Source organism: Methylobacterium sp. Leaf89 (genome assembly GCF_001422215.1).
GTDB lineage: Bacteria > Pseudomonadota > Alphaproteobacteria > Rhizobiales > Beijerinckiaceae > Methylobacterium.
The window spans coordinates 113,482-132,669 of the sequence record NZ_LMML01000010.1 but is presented as its reverse complement, the minus strand read 5'-3'; the positions used below and the strand labels follow the sequence as shown (position 1 = coordinate 132,669).

Genomic DNA, 19,188 nt, shown 5'->3' with positions numbered 1-19,188 from the left:
TTGAGGCATGCCGCATGAGCAATTCCGCGAGACCGGACGGCGGACGCGCGGCCCTGGCGGGTTTCGTCACGAACCGCCTCGGGCGAAACGCCAACCGGACGGCTCCCGCCCGTCCGGCGCAGCGCCCGGCGGGCGATGCGTCCGTACAGAACTTCGAGTCCCTGCCGGGATACCGGGAGTTGCGCCTCCAGCGCTCGGCGGCCGATCTGATCGGCCTCGGCAATCCGTTCTTCCGGGTGCACGAGACCAAGGCCGGCGCCACGACGCGCATTGCCGGCAAGTCGTTCGTCAACTTCTCGTCCTACGACTACCTCGGTCTGAACGGGCATCCCGACGTCAACGCCGCGGCGGCCCGTGCAATCGAAACCTACGGCACGTCGGCGTCGGCCAGCCGGATCGTGGCCGGTGAGCGACCGGGACACCTCTCCCTGGAGAAGGCCCTGGCCGACCACTACGACACCGAGGCCTGCGTGGTGATGGTGAGCGGCCACGCCACCAACGTCACCACGATCGGCGCCCTGCTGGAGCCGGGCGACGTGATCTTCCACGACGCCCTCAGCCACAACAGCATCGTCACCGGTGCTCAGCTCTCCGGCGCTCAGCGCCGCTCGTTCTCCCACAACGACCTCGACGCCCTGGAGACGTTGCTCGGCGCCACGCGCCACGAGCATCGCCGGGCGCTGATCGTGGTGGAAGGCCTCTACAGCATGGACGGCGATGCGCCGGACCTCGCGGCACTCATCGCCCTGAAGCAGCGCTACGACGCCTGGCTGATGGTCGATGACGCGCACGGGCTCGGCGTCCTCGGGCGGACCGGCATCGGTCTGGCCGAACATTGTGACGTCGATCCCCACGGGGTCGATATCTGGATGGGCACCCTCTCGAAGACCCTGTCCACCTGCGGCGGTTACGTGGCCGGACCGGCGGCGTTGATCGAGTACCTCAAGTGTACGGCTGGCGGCTTCATCTATAGCGTCGGCATCTCGCCGCCTCTCGCGGCCGCGGCCGAAACGGCGCTCGAGATCATGCATGCCGAACCGCACCGGGTGGAGCGTCTGCGGCAGAACGGCCACCTGTTCCTGTCCTGCGCGAAGAAGCATGGGCTCGACACCGGGACCAGCCTCGGCCTCGCGGTGATCCCCGTCATCGTCGGCGACTCCCTGAAGTCGGTGACGCTGTCGGACCGCCTCTTCAAGCGCGGCATCAACGTTCAGCCGATCATCCACCCGGCCGTGCCGGAGCGAGCGTCGCGCCTGCGCTTCTTCATCACCTCGGAGCATACGCCGGAACAGATCCGCGAGACCGTGGACGCGGTCGCGGAGGAACTCGCTGCCATCGAAAAGGGCGGTTCGCTGATCGAGCAGCTCATGGCGAAGCGCGGCAAGCCGTAGGGTCCCCGGGACCCTACGACTCCACCATCCTCCGCCTGCATCGGGTCTGGGCACCGGCGTCATCGCGCCGGTGTTTTTTTGCGCGTTTCGCACCGATGCGGCCGATTGCCCTCGACCCCTGAGCAAGCGACACTGATGTTGCTATCTGTGTCTCATCGCAACCGGAACCCGGCCCGGGATGCGACGTTCGTCCTCAGCCCGTCGGTCAGGAGCCCGTCATGAGACAATCGACTGTCGCCTCCATCGCGCGACGTCTGATCAAAACCGTCGCCGAGGCCAGTCGCTCGCTGATCGGTGCGATCCTCGAAGGGCCGATGCCGGCGCCTCAGCCGATCCCGGTGCGTGTCCGCGCCGACCGTCGCCGCTGAGGCCTGCCTGAAGGGCGTCTTTTCAGGCGCCCATCACGGTATCGAACAGCAGCTTGCCGTTCAGGACGACGATCAGGGCCGCGATGGCCCAGGACACGACCTTGAGCCAGGGTTTGATCGTGTGAACCCCCATCTTCCCTCTGTCGGAGACAAATCCGACCAGGGGGATGATCGCGAAGGGGAGCTGCATCGACAGCACCACCTGACTCAGCACAAGCAGCTTCGCCGTACCCTGTTCCCCATAGAGTGCCGTGACGCCGACGACCGGCACGATGGCGATCCCGCGGGTGACCAAGCGTCGGGCCCAGTCCGGGATGTGCAGGCGCAGGAATCCTTCCATCACGATTTGTCCCGCCAGCGTCGCCGTGACGGTGGAATTGAGGCCTGAGGCCAGCAACGCCACCGCGAACAGCGTCGAGGCGATGCCGGCTCCGAGGAGCGGTGAGAGCAGTTCGTAGGCCTGCTCGATCTCCTGGATGTCGGTGCGTCCCTGGGCGTGGAACACCGAGGCGGCCATGATCAGGATGGCGGCATTCACGAACAGGGCCAGCATCAACGCGATCGTCGAGTCGGCCACCGCGAAGCGGATGGCCTCACGTCGGCCGTCGTCCGTCCGAGGATAAGCCCGCGTCTGCACGATGGAGGAATGCAGGTAGAGATTGTGCGGCATCACGGTGGCGCCGATGATGCCGATGGCGATGTAGAGCGCCGCCGGATTCCAGACGATCTCGGATGTGGGCAGGAAGCCGCCGAGCACCGCTTGGAGTGGTGGTGCCGCGAGTGCGATCTGGATCCCGAAGCTCACGAAGATCACGGCCAACAGAGCGATGACGAAGGCCTCGAGCGCGCGAAAGCCCCGCCGCATCAGGAGCAGGATCAGGAAAACGTCGAGCGCCGTGAGGGTTGCGCCAACGACGAGGGGCAAGCCGAACAGGAGCTTGAGGGCGATGGCCGTCCCGATGACCTCGGCGAGGTCGCAGGCGATGATCGCCGCTTCGCAGGCGAGCCACAACATCAGGCTGATGGGGCGCGGGTAATGATCCCGGCAGGCCTGGGCGAGGTCGCGACCCGTCGCGATCCCGAGCCGAGCGGCGAGCGCCTGGAGGACGATGGCCATGAGGTTGGACAGCAGGATGACCGAGAGCAGCGTGTAGCCGAACTGGGCACCGCCGGCGATGTCCGTCGCCCAGTTGCCGGGATCCATGTAGCCGACCGAGACCATGTAGCCGGGGCCGATGAAGGCCAGCAGTCGACGCAACCAGGTGCCTGTCGCCTGAACGGGAACACTGCCGTTCATGCGTCCGAGGCTCGGGTGGTCAAGAGTCTCCCGGCTGAAGCGCCAGGATCCTTCCGTGCGCGTTCCGTTCGCCAGGGTACCCTCCGGTGCCGAGACAGGCATCGGAGCCGTCAGAGGTTCGTGTCGAGCCATGCCCACGCGTGTTTCCGGGAAGAGGACCGCCGGGCGCCTGGAAGCAGCCCACCGCTTTATAGCAGGAGCTATAAAAAGAGCAAACGGCTAAGTCGGGCCCGACGCGATGGTTGCTCCTCCCCGATCCGCAGGCCGTCAGGATGCCAGAGCTTGCAGGTTGCGATCGATATCGGCCACGCCGTGAGCCGCCGTCTGCATGCTCATCGAGATTTCCTGCGTGACCGCGCTCTGCTCCTCCACCGCAGAGGCCACGCCCGTGACGAAGCCGCGAACCACGTCGATCGCCTGTCCGATGGCCGTCAAGGAGACGACGACGTCGCCGGAGACCGTCTGCATCGTCTTGATATCCTCGGCGATCCGTGCCGTGGCGTTCGTGACCTGGTTGGAGAGGTTCTTCACCTCGCCCGCCACCACGGCAAAGCCGCGCCCCGCCTCGCCAGCGCGGGCGGCCTCGATCGTGGCGTTGAGGGCCAACAGATTGATCTGCCCGCCGACGCCCTGGATCAACTGAACGATACCGTTCATCGACGCGGCGGCGTCAGCGAGCTGGCCGGTCGACCGGTCGGCTCTCTGCGCGCGCTCGTCCATCTCGTCCACCTCCTGGCGGGACCGGGCAAGGCTGCTGGCGATCTCGCCGATGGAGGCGTTCAATTCCTCGGCGGCCGAGGCCACCGCTTGGACATTCACGAGGGTCTGCGACGAGGCGCCGGCGGCCTCGATCTGCGAGCGCATCCGCGCCGTGATATCGGTGGCGTACTTGACCACCTTGAACGGCCGGCCGCTCATGTCGAGGATCGGGTTGTAGGAGGCCTGGATCCAGATCGTGCGGCCGCCTGCGCCGACGCGTTGGAAGATGCCGCTGCGGAACTCGCCCCGGCGCAGGGCGGCCCAGAACGCATTGTACTCGGCCGAGGCTCCATAGGTCGGGTCGACGAACATGCGGTGGTTCTGGCCCCGGATCTGAGCGAGATCGTATCCCAGAACGGCGAGGAAATTCGCATTCGCATCCAGGACGTGTCCGGCGAGATCGAAATGGATCACGCCCTGCGAGCGGCCGATCGCTTCCACCTGGCCCTGCAGCTCTGCAGTCCGCAGCTTCTCGGCCGTGACGTCGGTGGCGAACTTGACCACTTTGACCGGGCGCCCGGCCAAGTCGAGGATCGGATTGTAGGTGGCTTGCAGCCAGATCGCGCGGCCATCCTTGCCGATGCGCCGAAACTCGCCGCTCTGGAAGACGCCCCTGGCCAATCCCTCCCAGAGGACACGATAGGCGGCACTGTCCCGTTCGGGGCCGTCGACGAACAGGCGGTGATGCTGGCCCCTCACCTCCTCGAGGCTGTATCCCACCACATCGAGGAAATTTCGATTGGCATTCACGATCGTGCCGTCGAGGTCGAACTCGATCACGCCCTGCGACCGGCCGATCGCTTCGATCTGGCTCCGCGTATCGGCACTCCGCTGCTTCTCCTCCGTGATGTCGGTGGCGAATTTGACCACGCTGGTCACGCGGCCGTCCCGTCCCCGGATGGGATTGTAGGTTCCCTGCAGCCAGATCTCGCGGCCACCCTTGCCGATCCGCCTGTACTCGGCACGCTGGAACTCTCCTCGGGCCAAAGCGGCCCAGAAGGCCTCGTAGGCCGGACGGTCCTGATCCGCCGCGTCGACGAACATGCGATGGTGCCGGCCTTTGATCTCCGCGAGTTCATAGCCCACGGTCTTCAGGAAATTCTCGTTGGCGGTCACGATCGTGCCGTCGGGAAGGAACTCGATCACGGCTTGGGACCGGTCGAGCGCCTCGAGCTTTGCCGCGGTGCGGGTGTTGAAGAACGTCATGGGCAATCCTCGGCTGCGATGCGTTCCACTGCCGTGCGGACACCTCTGCGCCCTCCGTGGTGCCCGTGGGACGGGCCCGACCACCGGTGAGGAAGCGCGGCGCGATTCCTCGAGGGAACTGTGCTGTCGACTCGACGATCCGGAGCGCTCGACATCCCCTGTGGGGTGTTTCGACGACAGCGTGGGAACCGCTGCCGGCACCCTCCCCGGTGCACACCGAGTGAAGCCGGAAAGCCTTAAATCCGAATGAAACCGTAGATAAAATCCCCGTGATGATCCGGAGAAATCTGTAGTCCGGGTTTCCATCAAAGGTTAGCTTCGAGGGAAGAGCAGTCTTAGCTGTTTGGGCGAATTGCTCGTTCTGTTCGTCCGCGCGACCCGGATGTCGCCGGTTCCGTCCGATTGCCGTGAGCCGATGTCGAAGTTTCGATGAAAGACCGCATGGCCGTAGCCTTCCCACGACACCGGGATTGCGATCGGCGGTCGGTCCTTCACCGTGGTTTCATTGCCAACAGGGCGATCGGGCACGACGCCATCGATCACGCGACTGAGGAACATCGAGCAATATGTTTCGACGGCATGGCTGTGCGTCGTTGAAACTGCACCGCCCTGCCGGCCGTCGAAACCAGCCAGGATGCCGCCGCTCCGTCGTCACGCGCGCCCGTCTCGGTTGTTTGCCGCCGTTGCGCCGGGTCCGCGATGATGTGTACCTGAGGAAGCCGTGCCCCGTGAGAGGCGGCCAAAACGATCTCAGCGACGGAAGCGGAGCCGGCGGGTATGAAGTGGCAGCGTCTCGCACCGGCCGGTACGCGACAGCAGATGATAGGGACGGCACTGGCCGGCCTTCTTCTGGGTCTCGGTGGGGTCACGGCGGGGACGACGATGGTCAGGGCCTCGGAGCGGGGGGGCCTCTTCAATTTCCTCGAGACGCTGTTCCGTGAGCCGGCTCCTCCGCCGGCGGCATCGATTCCCGCGCGCCGGCCCGGGCATTACGTCTCGCTTCCCGACGCCCGGCGGGTGAGCGCCGTGCGGCCGATGCGCCAAACGCCGCGCCCCCTCGTCGAGGCGACCGCGGCCCGACCGATCCGGATCCGGCATCCCCGAAGTCCGGCCGCGAGAAACCAGGTGGCGGCTGTGCCGGCCGCCGCGCGCACCGTATTGGGGGCCCGCACCGTCTGCGTGCGATCCTGCGACGGCTACGTCTTCCCCCTCGGACGCCTCGGGGCCCGGTCCGACCTGCCGGTTCACGAGGCCGCCTGCGCGGCGGCCTGCCCGAACACGCCGACGCGTCTCTTCACCCTGGGGGCGGGGGAGACCGAATTCGACCGCGCCGTCGGTCTCGACGGACAGCCCTACCGCAGCCTCGCCGTGGCCAACCTCTATCGGACGAAACGGGTGGAGCAGTGCAGCTGTCAGCCCGAGCAGGGCGTGGCCGCGCCGCTCTCGATTCTCCAGGACATGACCGTGCGCGCCGGCGACGTCGTCGCCACCGAGGCGAGCGCGGCCGTCGTCGTACCGGCCCGCGCCGGCGGTTTCACCGTCGTCGATTTCCGCGCCGCGCGCGGCCTGTCGCGCCGCGCGCGGCGCGACATCGATGCCAAGGTCGATGTGGTCCGCCGCGAGGCCGATGCCCGAGCCCTCCGCCAGGGTGTCCGCAGAGCCGATCGGGCGCTCCGCGTCCGGGTCGCCGCGTCCGACGGCTTCGAGCCGGGGCCGCCGCCGATCGACGTCGAGCCGCGCTTCGGTGCGGTCCGGGCGCCGACCCGGGTCGTGATGGCATCGCCCTTCGTCTATTGAATCGGCGGCCGGTCGCGTGCCGCGCGTTGTCCCTCGGCCGATGGCGGCGGAGGGGCCGGTTCGATTCCACCCGCTCAGGAGCTGCTATGAGCGAGACGCAGTCCGATCCCGACCTCGACGGATCGCCGCCTCCCAGCGGCGAGACGGTCCGGCTCTCCGCCCTGGTCCGGCGGCGGATCGCACCGAACGGCGGACCGTTCACGGCGACCGGCACCTGCAGCTACCTCGTCGGCGACGAGGCCGTCGCGATCGTCGATCCAGGCCCGGCGGACGAGGGGCACATCGCGGCGCTCGTCGCGGCCTGCGCCGGGGCCCCCGTGACGGCCATCCTGGTCACCCATACCCACCGGGATCACTCGCCGGGAGCCCGGCTGCTCCAGGCGCATACGGGCGCGCCGATCCTCGGCTGCGGTCCACACCGGGCGGCGCGCACGCTCGGCGCGGGCGAGATCCCCCATCTCGATGCCAGCGCCGACCGGGACCACGTCCCCGACCGGCAATTGCGGATGGGCGACACCGTCGCGGGGCCAGGCTGGACCCTCGAGGCCGTGGAGACCCCGGGCCACACCATGAACCACCTCGCCTTCGCCCTGCGGGAAGAGACGGCCCTGTTCTCGGGCGACCACGTGATGGCGTGGTCGACCACCATCGTGGCGCCCCCCGATGGCGCGATGCGCGCCTACATGGAGTCCCTCGAGGCTCTGCGGGACCGTGACGAGACGATCTACTGGCCCGGCCATGGCGGACCGGTCCGCGACCCGCGCCGCTTCGTGCGCGGCCTCGCCACCCATCGCCGTCAGCGTGAGAGCGCGATCCGCGGGCGCCTGGAGGCGGGCGACCGGGACATCCGCGCCATCGTCGCGGCGATCTACCAGGGCCTGAACCCCGCCCTGCGCGGCGCGGCCGCCCTGTCGGTCTTCGCCCACCTCGAGGATCTGGTCGAGCGCGGGGTCGTGCGGAGCGACGGCCCTGCCCGGCTCGACAGCCGCTACGCACCGGCCTGACGCCCGTTTACTTCACCGCGATGGCGAGATTGGCGACTTCGTCGAGATAGGCGCGGATGCGGTCGGCGTTGCTGCCGAAGTCCCGCGTGCCGAGACGCGAGGCGGAGCGGACGTCGATGCGGGCCCCGTCCGCCCGCGGGTGGACCCGCACGGTGACGTCATCGGCGAGGTTCAGGATGGGACCGCGCGACACCGCCTCGATGCGGCCGTTCCCGACACGTCCGCCGGGGCGGATCGCCTCGACGATCTGCCAACGGCGGTTCACGGCCGCCTTGCGTGCGAGCTCGAAGGCCTCGTCGGCATCGAGGTCGAGGGTCAGCGGCGCGATCTGCGGATAGGCCGCGCGTTGCGCGGCGCGGGCGGCGGGGCCTGGATCGGGCGGATAGCGACCCTCGCGGGCAGCGAAGGCGGTGCGGGAGCGCGAGAAGGCCGGGGGATTGTCGGTGTCGGTGGTCACGTCCGCGAGCGCCGGCAGCCTCAGGGCCCGCAGGGCCGCGTAGGCCGGATAGGCGAGGACGAGGCCGGCCAGGAACAGGCCCGCCAGGGCCGCCCCGAGGCCCCGCGCGCCTTCGCGCCAGACCCGGACGAAGGCGACGAGGGCCAAGAAAACCGCGACCCCCGCCAGAACGAGACCGGCGCCGAGGGTCGCCAGGGCGGGGCCCGCCTCGGCGCGCGGATCGCGCACCAGGACCAGGGCGAAGAGGCTGACGAGGAGGGCCAGCACCGCAACGGTCCGCGAGACCGGGCCGGCGCGGGTGATGGGATCTTCGTAGGGCAGACGACGCATGCTGTGACGAGATTCGCTGTCCGGACGATCCGCGGGGCCGTATGCCTGGAGCTTTACCGGTCCGCGCTCCCCGGCGCCACCCGGGCTGTGTGTCGCGAAGCTTCCGGGAGTGGCGCCGTGTCTGCTATAGCCGCCCGACGATGCCCGCGCCCCCACCCGCTCCGACCCCCGCCGAGGCTGCCGATCCTCTGCGGGTCTGGTTTCGCTTCATCCGCCTCAACCGTCGGGTGACCGCCGCGATGGCCGGGGAATTGCGCGGATTGGGATTGTCCATCCCACAATTCGATGCCCTCTCCACCCTCACCGAGCGCGAGGGCATGACGCAGCAGGACCTCGCGGCGCGGCTCTACGTGACCAAGGGCAACGTCTCCGGGCTGATCGATCGTCTCGTCGAAGCCGGCCTCGTCGAGCGTCGTCCGATCCCGGGCGACCGGCGCTCGCACGCGCTCTATCTCACCCCCGCCGGAGCGGACCTCGCCACGCGCGGCATCGTCGCGCAGAAGGCGTACGTCGCCCGCACCCTGGGGCAGTTGCCGGCCCAGGACATCGCGGATTTCGAGCGCCTCGTGCTGAAGTGGCGCGATCTGGCCCGTGAGCAGCCGGTCACCGGCGAAGCGGGCTAGAGCCCGAGCAGCGCCGGCAAATCCGCAGCCGAGTCGAGGATGTAGTCGGCCAGGGGCTCCAGCTCGTCCCGGGCGGCGGCACCCAGCGGGCCGCTGAGCACCGCGATCGCGATCGCCCCGGCCGCGCGGGCCGCGACGAGGTCGTAGGGGGAATCCCCCACCATGGCGATCCGCTTCGCCGGCACCCCGAGATGGTCGGCGAAGGCCGTGACCATTCCGGGCATCGGCTTGGCGCCGTGACCGGAATCATAGCCCACCACGAAGGCGCAGTGCGATGCGAGGCCGAGGGCGGCGCATTGGGCCCGCGCCGAAGCCTCGGCGTCGTTGGTGGCGATCCCGAGGGTGAAGCCACCGGCTACGAGGCGTGCGGCGAGGTCCGACGGTGCCCCGATCGGCGTCAGCGCCGCGAGGCCGGCCGCGCGGAACAACGCGTCCATCTCGCCATAGAGCGCCGGGCCGGCGGGCCGGCCCAGGACCTCGGCCCAGAGGGGGCCGTAGCCGGCCGAGGAGCCGGCGATGAGCGGCGAGGTCGGCGCGAAGCGCTGGCCGACCTCGTCGTAGTGGCTCACCCGCATGAGCGCATCCAGCCGTGACCGGTCCCCGCCCGACAGGTCGGACATCACCGAATAGGCGGCCGGCCCCCAGGTCCGGTCGAAATCGACGAGGGTCCCGTCCTTGTCGAACAGGATCCCGCGGATCGTGGTCCCGAGAATCTCAGGCCGCATCGCGGACCTTCTCGACCTCGATCACGACCCCCTGCGGGGTCATACGCTCGCGCGCCACCATGCGGTCGCCGGGCTCGAAGACGCCGAGGGCCACGTCGCGGTCGGGCAGCACCACGGTGGTGGTCCGGTTGAGATGGACGAGGACGTGGCGCTTCTGGGCCAGGGACGACACCGCCCAGCGTTTGAGCTGGCCGTAATAGGGCTCGCGCCGCCAGGCATTCGGCTGGCCCGGATCGACCTGCACGTTCATGTGGCGCGAGATCGGATCGAGGCTCAGCACCATCTTGGCGCGCTCGGGCTTCCATTCCGGGCCCATCCAGCCTTCGGTCATCCAGAGGCAGTGAAAGGCGCGGCAATGATCGGGCCGGGTCGCATGAATGGCGCAGCCCCGCCCCTGCCGGGTGTGCCGGCACCATTGCCCGGCAACGGACTCCACCGCCGGGACGTCGTAGACCTTGCAGCAGAGGGTGCAGGTTCCGCAGGCGCGGCCGGGGGCGGGTTGAGCCACGATGGTGGCGGGGTCGAGCATGGGTTCGGGTCCGGTTGCGACGTCGCGCGGGTTTCTACGGCGGGCGCCCCTCGTTACAGTCTCGCACCCATGTCGGCCATCGGCCAACCGTCAGGCAAAACTATGCTCTCGAACCTCGCGACCCGCGACGTCGAAACCCTGATCCATCCCTACACCAACCTGGAGACCTTTCGCGAGACGGGGCCGCTCGTCATCGAGCGCGGCCACGGCGTGTGGGTCTACGACAGCGACGGCCGACCCTATCTCGAGGGCATGGCCGGCCTGTGGTGCACGGCGCTGGGCTATTCCAACGAGGAATTGGTGGAGGCGGCCAGCGAGCAGATGGCGCGCTTGCCCTTCACGCACCTCTTTTCGGGGCGGAGCCACGACCCGGCGATCGAATTGGCCGAGACCTTGAAGGAGCTCATGCCGGTTCCGACCTCGAAGATCTTCTTCACCTCGTCGGGTTCGGAAGCCAACGACACGCAGGTCAAGCTGACCTGGTACATGAACAATGCGCTGGGCCGACCCCGCAAGAAGAAGATCCTCTCGCACATCAAGGGCTACCACGGGGTCACGGTGGCCACGGCCTCGATGACGGGCCTGCCCGCCAACCACGCCGACTGGGACCTGCCGCTGCCGGGTTTCCTGCATGTGGGCTGCCCGCACCATTATCGCTTCGGGCAGGAGGGGGAGAGCGAAGAGGCCTTCACCACCCGCCTCGCCGCCGAGCTGGAGGCGGTGATCCTCCGCGAGGGCCCCGAGACCGTCGCGGCCTTCGTGGCCGAGCCGGTGCTCGGCGCCGGCGGGGCCATTCTCCCGCCCGCGGGCTATTACGCCAAGATCCAGGCCGTGCTCGACCGGCACGACGTGCGCTTCATCGCCGACGAGGTGATCTGCGGTTTCGGGCGGCTCGGGACCTGGTTCGGATCCGAGGCGATGGGGATGCGGCCCGACAGCCTGTCCTTCGCCAAGGCGCTCACCTCCGGCTACCTGCCGCTCGGCGGCATCTCCGTCGATGAGCCGCTCTACCGTCTGATGGTGCAGCAGAGCGCCAAGCTCGGGACCTTCGGACACGGCACCACCTATTCGGGGCACCCCGTCGCCTGCGCCGTCGCCCTCAAGACCATCGCGATCTACAAGCGCGACCGCATCGTCGAGGGGGTCGCCGAGAAGGCGCCGCAGTTCCAGGCGCGCCTGGCGGCGCTGGGCGATCACCCCCTCGTCGGGGAGGCACGCGGCATCGGGCTCATCGGCGGCATCGAGCTCGTGGCGGACAAGGCGTCCCGCCGGCAATACGAGCCGAAGGCCGGCGTGGCGGCGCGGGTGGTCGCCTTCGCCCAGGCCGAAGGGCTGATCGTACGGTTCCTCGCCGGGGACCGCGTCGCGGTTTGCCCGCCCCTGGTGATCGCGCCCTCCGAGATCGACACCCTGTTCGACCGCCTGACGCGAGCCCTCGACCGGACTTCGGCCTGGATCGCGGAGCAGAAGCTCGAAGCCGCTCCGCGTCCCGTGGCTTGACCATCAAGATTGCGCTGCGAAGGTATTCTTCGCAGTGCATGATGTCTTTTGCGCTGCAAGCGCGGCCCTGCTTAAGTGTTCTCGAGATGGGACGCGCGGTCGATTTGGGCTTTGGTCAAGGGATCGTGAGAGCCTTAAGCTTTCATTCAGGTTGGCGGCGGCTCTATGGTTGTCACGTCGCTCGATCGGCGTCCGGGTGAAACCAAACGGTGCCCGCGAGACGTTCATGGCTCAAGATTAGGCATGAGAACCTGACAGAGCCTGTCGAGCACAACAGGACACCCGTTACATGCACCCGCGCCCACAGACTTCAGGCACCGCTCGACGTTCCGACCGCTCCACCATCATCGTCGATCATCAGGCTGAGACGTTCCGGCCCGTCGCACTTCCGGCCCTGGCAGCGGCCGTACAGGCCGTGTCCAAGGCGCAGAAGTCGGCTCGGACGGGGCTCCTGAGCGGTACTCGCTCCTCCCGCTTCGAGCACGAGGACACGCCACTGTCCTGACGTCTCGACGGTGGGTTGCGTCGAGGGGCGCGAGTCCACCCCTGCGGTAGTCCTTCCTCAACGCCTCGGGCCTAACGGTCACGCTGAGCGCGGCACGCTCCTCGCTTTCGTCATCTTTTGTGGCGAGAGGGACGCGCCGCGTCCTTCGCGCGACCGAGGAGCCTGACCATGCTGATCCTGCCGAGCCGCCGGCAGTTCCTGACCGGGCTCGGGGCGAGTGCGGGTGTCGTCGGGTCGACGGGTGTCTACGCCTTCGGCATCGAGCCGCTCTACCGTCTCGTGGTCACGCCTTACGCCCCCGTCCTTCCGAACTGGACACCCGGCCTGTCGCTGCGCGTGGCAGTGCTGGCCGACTTCCATGTCGGCGAGCCGTTCATGCCCCTCGACCGGATCGCCGAGATCGTCGACACCACGAACGCGCTGAAGCCCGATCTCATCCTGATGCTGGGGGACTACCCGGCCGGACCCAGCGTCACCTACCGAAAGATCCCGCTGCCGGAATTCGCCCGGGTGGTGTCGGCGCTCCGCGCCCCGCTCGGGGTCTACTCGATCCTCGGCAACCACGATTGGTGGGACGACAAGCAGGCGCAGGCGCGCCGCGACGGCCCCGTGGAAGCGCAGAGGGCGCTGGAGAATGTCGGGATTCCCGTCCTGGAGAACGACGCCCTGCGTCTCGTGAAGGACGGCAAGCCGTTCTGGATCGCGGGCGTCGGCGACCAGATTCCGTTCCTCTTGGAAGATGACGAGGGCGGGCGCGACGACCTGCCGGGCACGCTCGCGAAGATCACCGACTCCGCGCCCGTTCTTCTGATGATCCACGAGCCGGACCTGTTCCTCGACGTGCCGGACCGCGTGTCCCTGACCCTCGCGGGCCACACCCATGGCGGTCAGGTTCGCCTCTTCGGCTATTCGCCGGCCATTGCGGCGATCCACGGCAACAACGATTTCGCCTACGGCCATGTGGTCCGGAAAGGCCGCCAGATGATCATCTCGGGGGGGTTCGGCGTGAGCCGCATTCCGGTGCGCCTGGGGGTCCCCCCGGAGATCGTCCTGTTGAATCTCGGAAGCGCGTCCGATCCGGCGGGCAAGACCGTTCAGGGACCCGGGCTCATCCAGGGCTGACGCGCCTCGGGGGCAGCCCGGCGCGGGCTCGGGCCCGCACCGGTGCCCTGCGGGCCTACTTCTTGCCGGCCTTCGGTGCCGCGACCACCGTGCCCTTGGTCGAGGGCGCCGCCGCGATCGTCTTCGTCACGGGCTTCTTGGGCTTCTTCGCCTCGCGGCTTCCGCGCTTCTGTTCCGCCGCCATGACCTGTCTCCTTCCGATTGTGGTTGGGGGATCATGGCAGCCTTCCGGAAATAGGCCACCGGAATGTTGCGCGACGCCGGCCCGGCGAGGCGCCGGGCCGGTGGTCCCCGCCCTCAGAGCGGGATGTTGTCGTGCTTCTTCCAGGGCTGCTCCATCTCCTTGGTGCGCAGCATGCTGAGGGCCCGGGCGACGCGCTTGCGCGTCGAGTGGGGCATGATCACCTCGTCGATGTAGCCGCGCTCGGCGGCCACGAACGGCGAGAGGAAGCGGTCCTCGTACTCGCGGGTGCGCTCGGCGATCTTCTCGGCATCGCCGATCTCGCTGCGGAAGATGATCTCCACGGCGCCCTTGGCGCCCATCACGGCGATCTGCGCGGTGGGCCAGGCGTAGTTGAGGTCGGCGCCGACGTGCTTGGACGCCATCACGTCGTAGGCCCCGCCGAAGGCCTTGCGGGTGATGATGGTCACCAGGGGCACCGTCGCCTGCGAATAGGCGAAGAGCAGCTTGGCGCCATGCTTGATCAGGCCGCCGTATTCCTGCGCGGTGCCCGGCAGGAAGCCCGGCACGTCGACGAAGGTGACGATCGGGATCGAGAAGGCATCGCAGAAGCGCACGAAGCGGGCCGCCTTGCGGGAGGCGTCCGAATCGAGCACGCCGGCCAGCACCATCGGCTGGTTCGCCACGAAGCCGACGGTGCGGCCCTCGATGCGCCCGAAGCCCGTCATGATGTTGCGGGCGTAGGTCGCCTGGATCTCGAAGAAGTCGCCCTCGTCGGCCACGCGCCGGATCAGCTCGCCCATGTCGTAGGGCTTGTTCGGGTTGTCCGGGATCAGCGTGTCGAGGCTCATGTCGAGGCGCAGCGGATCGTCGAAGCTCTCGATCTCCGGCACGCCGTCGATGTTGTTGGCGGGCAGGAAGTCGACGAGACGGCGAACCTGCAGGAGCGCCTCGACGTCGTTCTCGAAGGAGCCGTCGGCGATGGAGGACTTGGTGGTGTGGACCTTGGCGCCGCCGAGCTCCTCGGCCGTCACGACTTCGTTGGTGACCGTCTTCACCACGTCGGGCCCGGTCACGAACATGTAGCTCGTGTCGCGCACCATGAAGATGAAGTCGGTCATGGCCGGCGAGTAGACGTCGCCGCCCGCGCAGGGGCCCATGATCACCGAGATCTGCGGGATGACGCCCGAGGCGGCGACGTTGCGGCGGAAGACCTCGCCGTAGCCGCCCAGCGCCGCGACGCCTTCCTGGATGCGGGCCCCACCGGCATCGAAGATGCCGATGATCGGCGCGCGCATCTTCAGCGCCATGTCCTGGACCTTGACGATCTTGGCCGCGTGCGCCTCGGACAGGGAGCCGCCGAACACCGTGAAGTCCTTCGAGAACAGGAAGACCGTGCGTCCGTTGATGGTGCCCCAGCCCGTGACCACGCCGTCGCCGGGGATCTTCTGCTTCTCCATGCCGAAATCGGTGGAGCGATGCTGGACGAACATGTCGAACTCCTCGAACGACCCGTGGTCGAGGAGGAGCTCGATGCGCTCGCGCGCGGTCAGCTTGCCGCGCTTGTGCTGGGCCACGACGCGGTTCTCGCCGCCGCCGAGGCGGGCCTGGGCGCGCCGCTCTTCCAGCTTCTCGAGAATGTCCTTCATGCGCGCTCGGCCCTGGTTGGAGAGATGAGGTCGCGTCCCGCACGAACTTGAGCGGTAACCTTGGCGGTCGCGATTTGAACCGGCCTTAGCACGCGTCGCTTTCCGCGAAAATCGATTTAACGGCTCAATTGTGCCAACCGGGCCGCGGCCTCGAACTCGGCTTGCCGAAGGGCGTGACGCGCCTCAGCCTCCGCGTCACGGCCCCAGACGCTCGCCTGATAGGTCTCGTCCACATGGGCCGCCGCCCAGGCTTCGGCCGGACTGGCCTGCCCGCGCAACACCGCGAGCGCGAGGACGAGCGATCCGGTCAGCGTCGTCAACGTGTGAAGGGCGGCCAACCGGAACGGGCCTTCGGTTTCGCCGATCGCCCGGCGCAGCGCCACCACGGTGGTATCCGGCTGGGTGACGTGCATGACGCCTTCGCCGAGGATGAAGCGGGCGCCGAGATCGCTGTGCGCCCAGTCGAGGATCGGGTCCCAGGCCTCGGCCTGGGCGCGCACGAGACGCTCCGGATCGCCGGCGCGGTAGGCCAGCAGGTCGGTGCCCGCATAAGCCGAGAGGTCGTCCACCACGGCCTCGCGGCGCGGCGCGACCCCGTCGATGGCGGTGTTGGCGAGGCGCGTCAGCGGCATGGTGGCGGGGTCGATGACCGCGACCTGCGCCGCCCATTCGGCCGCCACGGCCTCCGCGAGGGCGCGCGTCGGCAGGGCGAGAGGATTGCGGGCCGGCGTGTTCGCCGGGCGCCCGTCGAGGGTCAGCCGGAAGCCGTCGCCGTGCGCGGCGAGGCCGGCCTCTCCGTAGAACCGTTTCGGCAGGGCGGGCTTGCCGGGGCCGCGTGCCGCACGGGTGGGATCGGGCTGGGTGGGGTGTTCAGGCTCGCCGAGCCAATCGGGTTTGGGATCGTCGCTCATGGTCCTGCAGATAGGGCATCGCGGCGCGGGCTGCGAGACACGGCGTCTTGCGTCTGGCGCCGGGGTCAGGCCTGGGCCGCCGCCCGTGCGCGCGGATCCCCGGAGAAGAGGGCCCCGAGATCATCCGCGGTGTCGACGACGATGGAGGCGCCGGCACCGAACAGCGCCCCGACGGGATGGTAGCCCCAGGCCACGCCTACGGCCGCGGCACCGGCACTGACCGCCATCGTCATGTCGTAGGTGGTGTCGCCGATCATCACGGTGGCGTCTGGCGCAGCCCCGGTCTCCGCCATGGCCTGGAGCAGCATGGCGGGGTCGGGCTTGGAGGGCGCGTCGTCGGCGCTCTGGGTCGTGGCGAACCATCCCCGCCAGCCATGGGTCTCGAGCAGGCGATCGACCCCGCGCCGCGCTTTTCCGGTGGCGATCCCGAGTTGCACGTCGTCGCGGGCGTGGAGGCGTGTGAGCAGCGCTTCCATGCCGGGGAACAAGGGCTCCTCGTAGTTCGGGTCGAGGCGCAGGATGTTGAAGGCGCGCTTGTAGCTCTCGGATAACCCCTCGATCGGGCCGTCGTCACCGACGAGGCGCCGGAAGGCCTGCGGCAGGGACAACCCCACCACCGAGAGCGAGTCCGTACGGCTCGGCGCCGTCAGGCCATGCTCGGCAAAGGCCATGCCCTGCGCGGCCACGATGAGGTGCTGGCTGTCGACGAGGGTTCCGTCGACGTCGAAGACGATGAGCTTCACGGATTCGGGCTCGTGCTGCGAACGGCGTTCCTCACGGCTGCCGCGGGCCCTGGGTCTGACCGTTCCGGGGACGATCGTAGCCGAGCTTGCACCGGACGAGGAACCGGCGCCGGGCTCCGCCGCGCAGGCCGCGCGTGTGCGAGATCCGGTTGCAGGCGGCGTAGGACCGCCGCCGGGGCCGGCCGACCTGTGCCGCGCCGCGCCCTCCGGCCGTACCGACCGCCTGACTGGCTCCCGCCGGCCGTGATCCCTGCGCCTGTGCGCCCGGTCCCTGAGGCGGGACGGCCGGTGCCGCTTGTGGCTGCGGTCCTGAATTCTGCGGCGTCGCCGGCGTCTGCGGCTGCGCCCTTGTCTGGGTCTGGGCCGGTGGAGTCGCCTGCGCTGTCGCGGCGGTGCTGAGCGTGCTGCCCGCGCCGATCGCCGCGAGTGCCAGGAGTGCGAAGCCGATCGCCGGCGTCAGGATCGTGTCTCGATGCATCGTGGCGCGACGGTCCTTGGCCGGTGGCAACGCGCCCGCCGGGATGGATGGGGAGGATAAGGCATGGCGGGCGCTTGCCAAGGTGCAACCGTGGCGCCCTCCCGCCTCGTCCTCCGGCGAGGTGCCGCACCTCCCGAGAGCGGGAGGGGGCGTCAGGCTTCCGGCGCCTCCACGATGGGATCGTAGCGGGATGCGTCGAACCCGAGCAGGTTCCAGCTCTGCGCCATATGCGGCGGAAGCGGGGCCGTGACGTCCACGGGCTGTCCCGTCCGGGGATGCGGGATCACGATCCGTCGCGCGAGGAGATGCAGCCGATTCTGGATGCCGCCGGGCAGCTCCCAGTTCTCGATGCTGAAGTATTTCGGGTCGCCCACGATGGGATGCCCGATATGGGCGGCGTGCGCGCGCAACTGATGGGTGCGCCCGGTCACCGGCTTCAGCGACAGCCACGACAGCTTCTGGGCCGCGTTGTCGACCATGGCGTAATACGTCAGGGCGTGCGCGGCGCCCTCGTCGCCGTGCTTGGCCACCCGCATGCGCGCATCCGCGTCCGTGGGCTCCTCCTTGGCGAGGTAGGTCGAGATCCGGCCCTGCGCCACCCGAGGCACGCCGGCGGTGAGGGCCCAGTAGACCTTCCGGGCCGAGCGCGAACGGAAGCTCTTAGCCAGGGTCGCGGCGGCCAGCCGCGTCTTGGCCACGATGAGGCAACCCGCGGTGTCCTTGTCGAGGCGGTGGACGAGGCGCGGCTTCTGCCCGTCCTTGCCCGTCAGCGCCTCTAGGAGGCCATCCACGTGCCGCACGGTGCCGGAGCCGCCCTGGACCGCAAGGCCGAAAGGCTTGTTCAGGATCATCATCTCGGCATCCTCGTAGAGGATGAGCGAGCGGATGAAGTCGGCGTCCGTGGCGTCCTTCGCGGCCGAGCGGGGGCGCTCGCCCTGGGCCTCGAGCTTGAGCGGCGGCACGCGCACACTCATGCCCGGCTCGAGCCGATCGTTGGGCTTGGCGCGTTTGCCGTCGACCCGGAGCTCGCCCTTGCGCACGATGCTCTGGACGCGCGTGAAGGGAAGCTGGGGAAAACGCGTGGTCAGGAAGCGGTCGATCCGCATCCCGGCCTCGTCCTCCTCCACCGTGAGGGTCTGGACGCCGGAGGCCAGGGTGGCGGAGGCGGCCGCGCGCTGCTCGCGCCGGGTCGGTCCCTCCGGCGCCGGTGCGGTCTCGCGCGAGGCCGCGCCCGGGCGACGCGCCGGCGCGGGACCGGCCGGCGCCGGTCGCTCGGCGCGGGTGCGCGGCGCCCGCCGGGGGGCTTCGGTCATGGTCTCGAAGCCGTCCTGGGGGCCGGCCTCGCGGTCGCTCGCCTCCTGGCCGGGGCGCCAGGGGGCGTGCTTGGCCGCGGCATCGCCGCGCCCTTGCGCCGCGCGCTGGGCGGCATCGAGGGCACTGGTGCGCGGCCCCGTGCGCTCGCGGTCCGGCCGCCGGAAGGCACCCGGTTTGCCCGGCCGGGGGGAGCGGCCGGGCGGTGCGCCGCGGCCCGTGCCGGCGCCCTTGCGCCCGGAGCCGCCGCGTGAAGGTGGTCGTGTGGTCATGGCCTGCTCGTAACACCCACGGGCGCCCCG

General features: G+C 69.2%; 18 protein-coding genes. 7 read left to right on the top strand and 11 right to left on the bottom strand.

Going from position 1 to position 19,188, the window contains the following annotated elements; all coding sequences use genetic code 11:
• Window positions 1–14: 14 nt before the first annotated feature.
• Window positions 15–1,391 (top strand): aminotransferase class I/II-fold pyridoxal phosphate-dependent enzyme, encoded by a 1,377-nt coding sequence (locus ASF18_RS05710; protein ID WP_056221203.1) that lies wholly within the window; start codon window positions 15–17, stop codon window positions 1,389–1,391.
• A 218-nt stretch (window positions 1,392–1,609) separates the two neighbouring features.
• Window positions 1,610–1,759: a hypothetical protein gene (locus ASF18_RS23540; protein WP_156389572.1), complete on the top strand. Its 150-nt coding sequence runs from the start codon at window positions 1,610–1,612 to the stop codon at window positions 1,757–1,759.
• A 22-nt stretch (window positions 1,760–1,781) separates the two neighbouring features.
• Here ASF18_RS23540 and ASF18_RS05705 read toward each other — a convergent pair whose 3' ends face one another.
• From ASF18_RS05705 to ASF18_RS24375, 3 genes are all read right to left on the bottom strand, one after another.
• Window positions 1,782–3,158: an Nramp family divalent metal transporter gene (locus tag ASF18_RS05705; protein ID WP_082487129.1), complete on the bottom strand. Its 1,377-nt coding sequence runs from the start codon at window positions 3,156–3,158 to the stop codon at window positions 1,782–1,784.
• A gap of 165 nt (window positions 3,159–3,323) precedes the next feature.
• On the bottom strand, window positions 3,324–5,021 hold the full coding sequence (locus ASF18_RS05700) for a PAS domain-containing methyl-accepting chemotaxis protein (protein WP_056221197.1): 1,698 nt from the start codon (window positions 5,019–5,021) through the stop codon (window positions 3,324–3,326).
• 312 nt (window positions 5,022–5,333) lie between these two features.
• Window positions 5,334–5,579, bottom strand: a complete 246-nt coding sequence (locus ASF18_RS24375; RefSeq protein ID WP_210166753.1) for a hypothetical protein — start codon at window positions 5,577–5,579, stop codon at window positions 5,334–5,336.
• Window positions 5,580–6,146: 567 nt separating this feature from the next.
• Between ASF18_RS24375 and ASF18_RS05695 the strand changes: the two genes are divergently transcribed.
• A complete protein-coding gene (locus ASF18_RS05695; protein ID WP_162239161.1) occupies window positions 6,147–6,818 on the top strand; it encodes a DUF2865 domain-containing protein in 672 nt (223 codons plus the stop codon).
• Window positions 6,819–6,904: 86 nt separating this feature from the next.
• Window positions 6,905–7,822, top strand: coding sequence for an MBL fold metallo-hydrolase (locus tag ASF18_RS05690; RefSeq protein WP_056221191.1), 918 nt, complete (start codon window positions 6,905–6,907; stop codon window positions 7,820–7,822).
• Window positions 7,823–7,829: 7 nt separating this feature from the next.
• On the opposite strand, the gene ASF18_RS05685 is transcribed toward ASF18_RS05690, so the two are convergent.
• Complete coding sequence (locus ASF18_RS05685; RefSeq protein WP_056221188.1) at window positions 7,830–8,609, bottom strand: DUF1499 domain-containing protein; 780 nt, start codon at window positions 8,607–8,609, stop codon at window positions 7,830–7,832.
• A gap of 140 nt (window positions 8,610–8,749) precedes the next feature.
• Between ASF18_RS05685 and ASF18_RS05680 the strand changes: the two genes are divergently transcribed.
• Window positions 8,750–9,232 carry a MarR family transcriptional regulator gene (locus tag ASF18_RS05680; protein ID WP_056221185.1) on the top strand — a complete coding sequence of 161 codons (483 nt, stop codon included), beginning with the start codon at window positions 8,750–8,752 and terminating at the stop codon, window positions 9,230–9,232.
• On the opposite strand, the gene ASF18_RS05675 is transcribed toward ASF18_RS05680, so the two are convergent.
• A complete protein-coding gene (locus tag ASF18_RS05675) occupies window positions 9,229–9,957 on the bottom strand; it encodes an HAD-IA family hydrolase (protein WP_056350077.1) in 729 nt (242 codons plus the stop codon). The genes ASF18_RS05680 and ASF18_RS05675 overlap by 4 nt on opposite strands.
• Complete coding sequence (locus tag ASF18_RS05670) at window positions 9,947–10,486, bottom strand: hypothetical protein (protein ID WP_056221180.1); 540 nt, start codon at window positions 10,484–10,486, stop codon at window positions 9,947–9,949. The genes ASF18_RS05675 and ASF18_RS05670 overlap by 11 nt, the downstream gene beginning before the upstream one ends.
• Window positions 10,487–10,588: 102 nt before the next feature.
• Between ASF18_RS05670 and ASF18_RS05665 the strand changes: the two genes are divergently transcribed.
• Window positions 10,589–11,986: an aminotransferase gene (locus tag ASF18_RS05665; protein WP_056350075.1), complete on the top strand. Its 1,398-nt coding sequence runs from the start codon at window positions 10,589–10,591 to the stop codon at window positions 11,984–11,986.
• Window positions 11,987–12,659: 673 nt separating this feature from the next.
• A complete protein-coding gene (locus ASF18_RS05660) occupies window positions 12,660–13,613 on the top strand; it encodes a metallophosphoesterase (protein ID WP_056350073.1) in 954 nt (317 codons plus the stop codon).
• 55 nt (window positions 13,614–13,668) lie between these two features.
• On the opposite strand, the gene ASF18_RS25030 is transcribed toward ASF18_RS05660, so the two are convergent.
• The 5 genes from ASF18_RS25030 to ASF18_RS05640 all read right to left on the bottom strand — a co-directional run bounded on the left by ASF18_RS25030 (window position 13,669) and on the right by ASF18_RS05640 (window position 19,158).
• Window positions 13,669–13,797: a hypothetical protein gene (locus ASF18_RS25030; RefSeq protein WP_274534750.1), complete on the bottom strand. Its 129-nt coding sequence runs from the start codon at window positions 13,795–13,797 to the stop codon at window positions 13,669–13,671.
• 113 nt (window positions 13,798–13,910) lie between these two features.
• Window positions 13,911–15,443, bottom strand: coding sequence for an acyl-CoA carboxylase subunit beta (locus tag ASF18_RS05655; RefSeq protein WP_056221169.1), 1,533 nt, complete (start codon window positions 15,441–15,443; stop codon window positions 13,911–13,913).
• 116 nt (window positions 15,444–15,559) lie between these two features.
• Window positions 15,560–16,354, bottom strand: a complete 795-nt coding sequence (locus ASF18_RS05650) for an ATP12 family protein (protein WP_056350072.1) — start codon at window positions 16,352–16,354, stop codon at window positions 15,560–15,562.
• Between the two features lie 65 nt (window positions 16,355–16,419).
• Window positions 16,420–17,097, bottom strand: a complete 678-nt coding sequence (locus ASF18_RS05645; RefSeq protein ID WP_056350070.1) for an HAD-IA family hydrolase — start codon at window positions 17,095–17,097, stop codon at window positions 16,420–16,422.
• A 630-nt stretch (window positions 17,098–17,727) separates the two neighbouring features.
• Window positions 17,728–19,158: an RluA family pseudouridine synthase gene (locus tag ASF18_RS05640; RefSeq protein WP_056350067.1), complete on the bottom strand. Its 1,431-nt coding sequence runs from the start codon at window positions 19,156–19,158 to the stop codon at window positions 17,728–17,730.
• Window positions 19,159–19,188 lie beyond the last annotated feature (30 nt).

What these genes read in the sequence shown, in the direction of transcription:
- ASF18_RS23540 (WP_156389572.1), top strand. Translation starts at nt 1,610, where the DNA reads ATGAGACAATCGACTGTCGCCTCCATCGCGCGACGTCTGATCAAAACC.
- ASF18_RS05660 (WP_056350073.1), top strand. Translation starts at nt 12,660, where the DNA reads ATGCTGATCCTGCCGAGCCGCCGGCAGTTCCTGACCGGGCTCGGGGCG.
- ASF18_RS05640 (WP_056350067.1), bottom strand. Translation starts at nt 19,158, where the DNA reads ATGACCACACGACCACCTTCACGCGGCGGCTCCGGGCGCAAGGGCGCC.
- ASF18_RS05700 (WP_056221197.1), bottom strand. Translation starts at nt 5,021, where the DNA reads ATGACGTTCTTCAACACCCGCACCGCGGCAAAGCTCGAGGCGCTCGAC.
- ASF18_RS05680 (WP_056221185.1), top strand. Translation starts at nt 8,750, where the DNA reads ATGCCCGCGCCCCCACCCGCTCCGACCCCCGCCGAGGCTGCCGATCCT.
- ASF18_RS05655 (WP_056221169.1), bottom strand. Translation starts at nt 15,443, where the DNA reads ATGAAGGACATTCTCGAGAAGCTGGAAGAGCGGCGCGCCCAGGCCCGC.
- ASF18_RS05650 (WP_056350072.1), bottom strand. Translation starts at nt 16,354, where the DNA reads ATGAGCGACGATCCCAAACCCGATTGGCTCGGCGAGCCTGAACACCCC.
- ASF18_RS25030 (WP_274534750.1), bottom strand. Translation starts at nt 13,797, where the DNA reads ATGGCGGCGGAACAGAAGCGCGGAAGCCGCGAGGCGAAGAAGCCCAAG.
- ASF18_RS05710 (WP_056221203.1), top strand. Translation starts at nt 15, where the DNA reads ATGAGCAATTCCGCGAGACCGGACGGCGGACGCGCGGCCCTGGCGGGT.
- ASF18_RS05670 (WP_056221180.1), bottom strand. Translation starts at nt 10,486, where the DNA reads ATGCTCGACCCCGCCACCATCGTGGCTCAACCCGCCCCCGGCCGCGCC.
- ASF18_RS05690 (WP_056221191.1), top strand. Translation starts at nt 6,905, where the DNA reads ATGAGCGAGACGCAGTCCGATCCCGACCTCGACGGATCGCCGCCTCCC.
- ASF18_RS05665 (WP_056350075.1), top strand. Translation starts at nt 10,589, where the DNA reads ATGCTCTCGAACCTCGCGACCCGCGACGTCGAAACCCTGATCCATCCC.
- ASF18_RS24375 (WP_210166753.1), bottom strand. Translation starts at nt 5,579, where the DNA reads ATGTTCCTCAGTCGCGTGATCGATGGCGTCGTGCCCGATCGCCCTGTT.
- ASF18_RS05685 (WP_056221188.1), bottom strand. Translation starts at nt 8,609, where the DNA reads ATGCGTCGTCTGCCCTACGAAGATCCCATCACCCGCGCCGGCCCGGTC.
- ASF18_RS05675 (WP_056350077.1), bottom strand. Translation starts at nt 9,957, where the DNA reads ATGCGGCCTGAGATTCTCGGGACCACGATCCGCGGGATCCTGTTCGAC.
- ASF18_RS05705 (WP_082487129.1), bottom strand. Translation starts at nt 3,158, where the DNA reads ATGCCTGTCTCGGCACCGGAGGGTACCCTGGCGAACGGAACGCGCACG.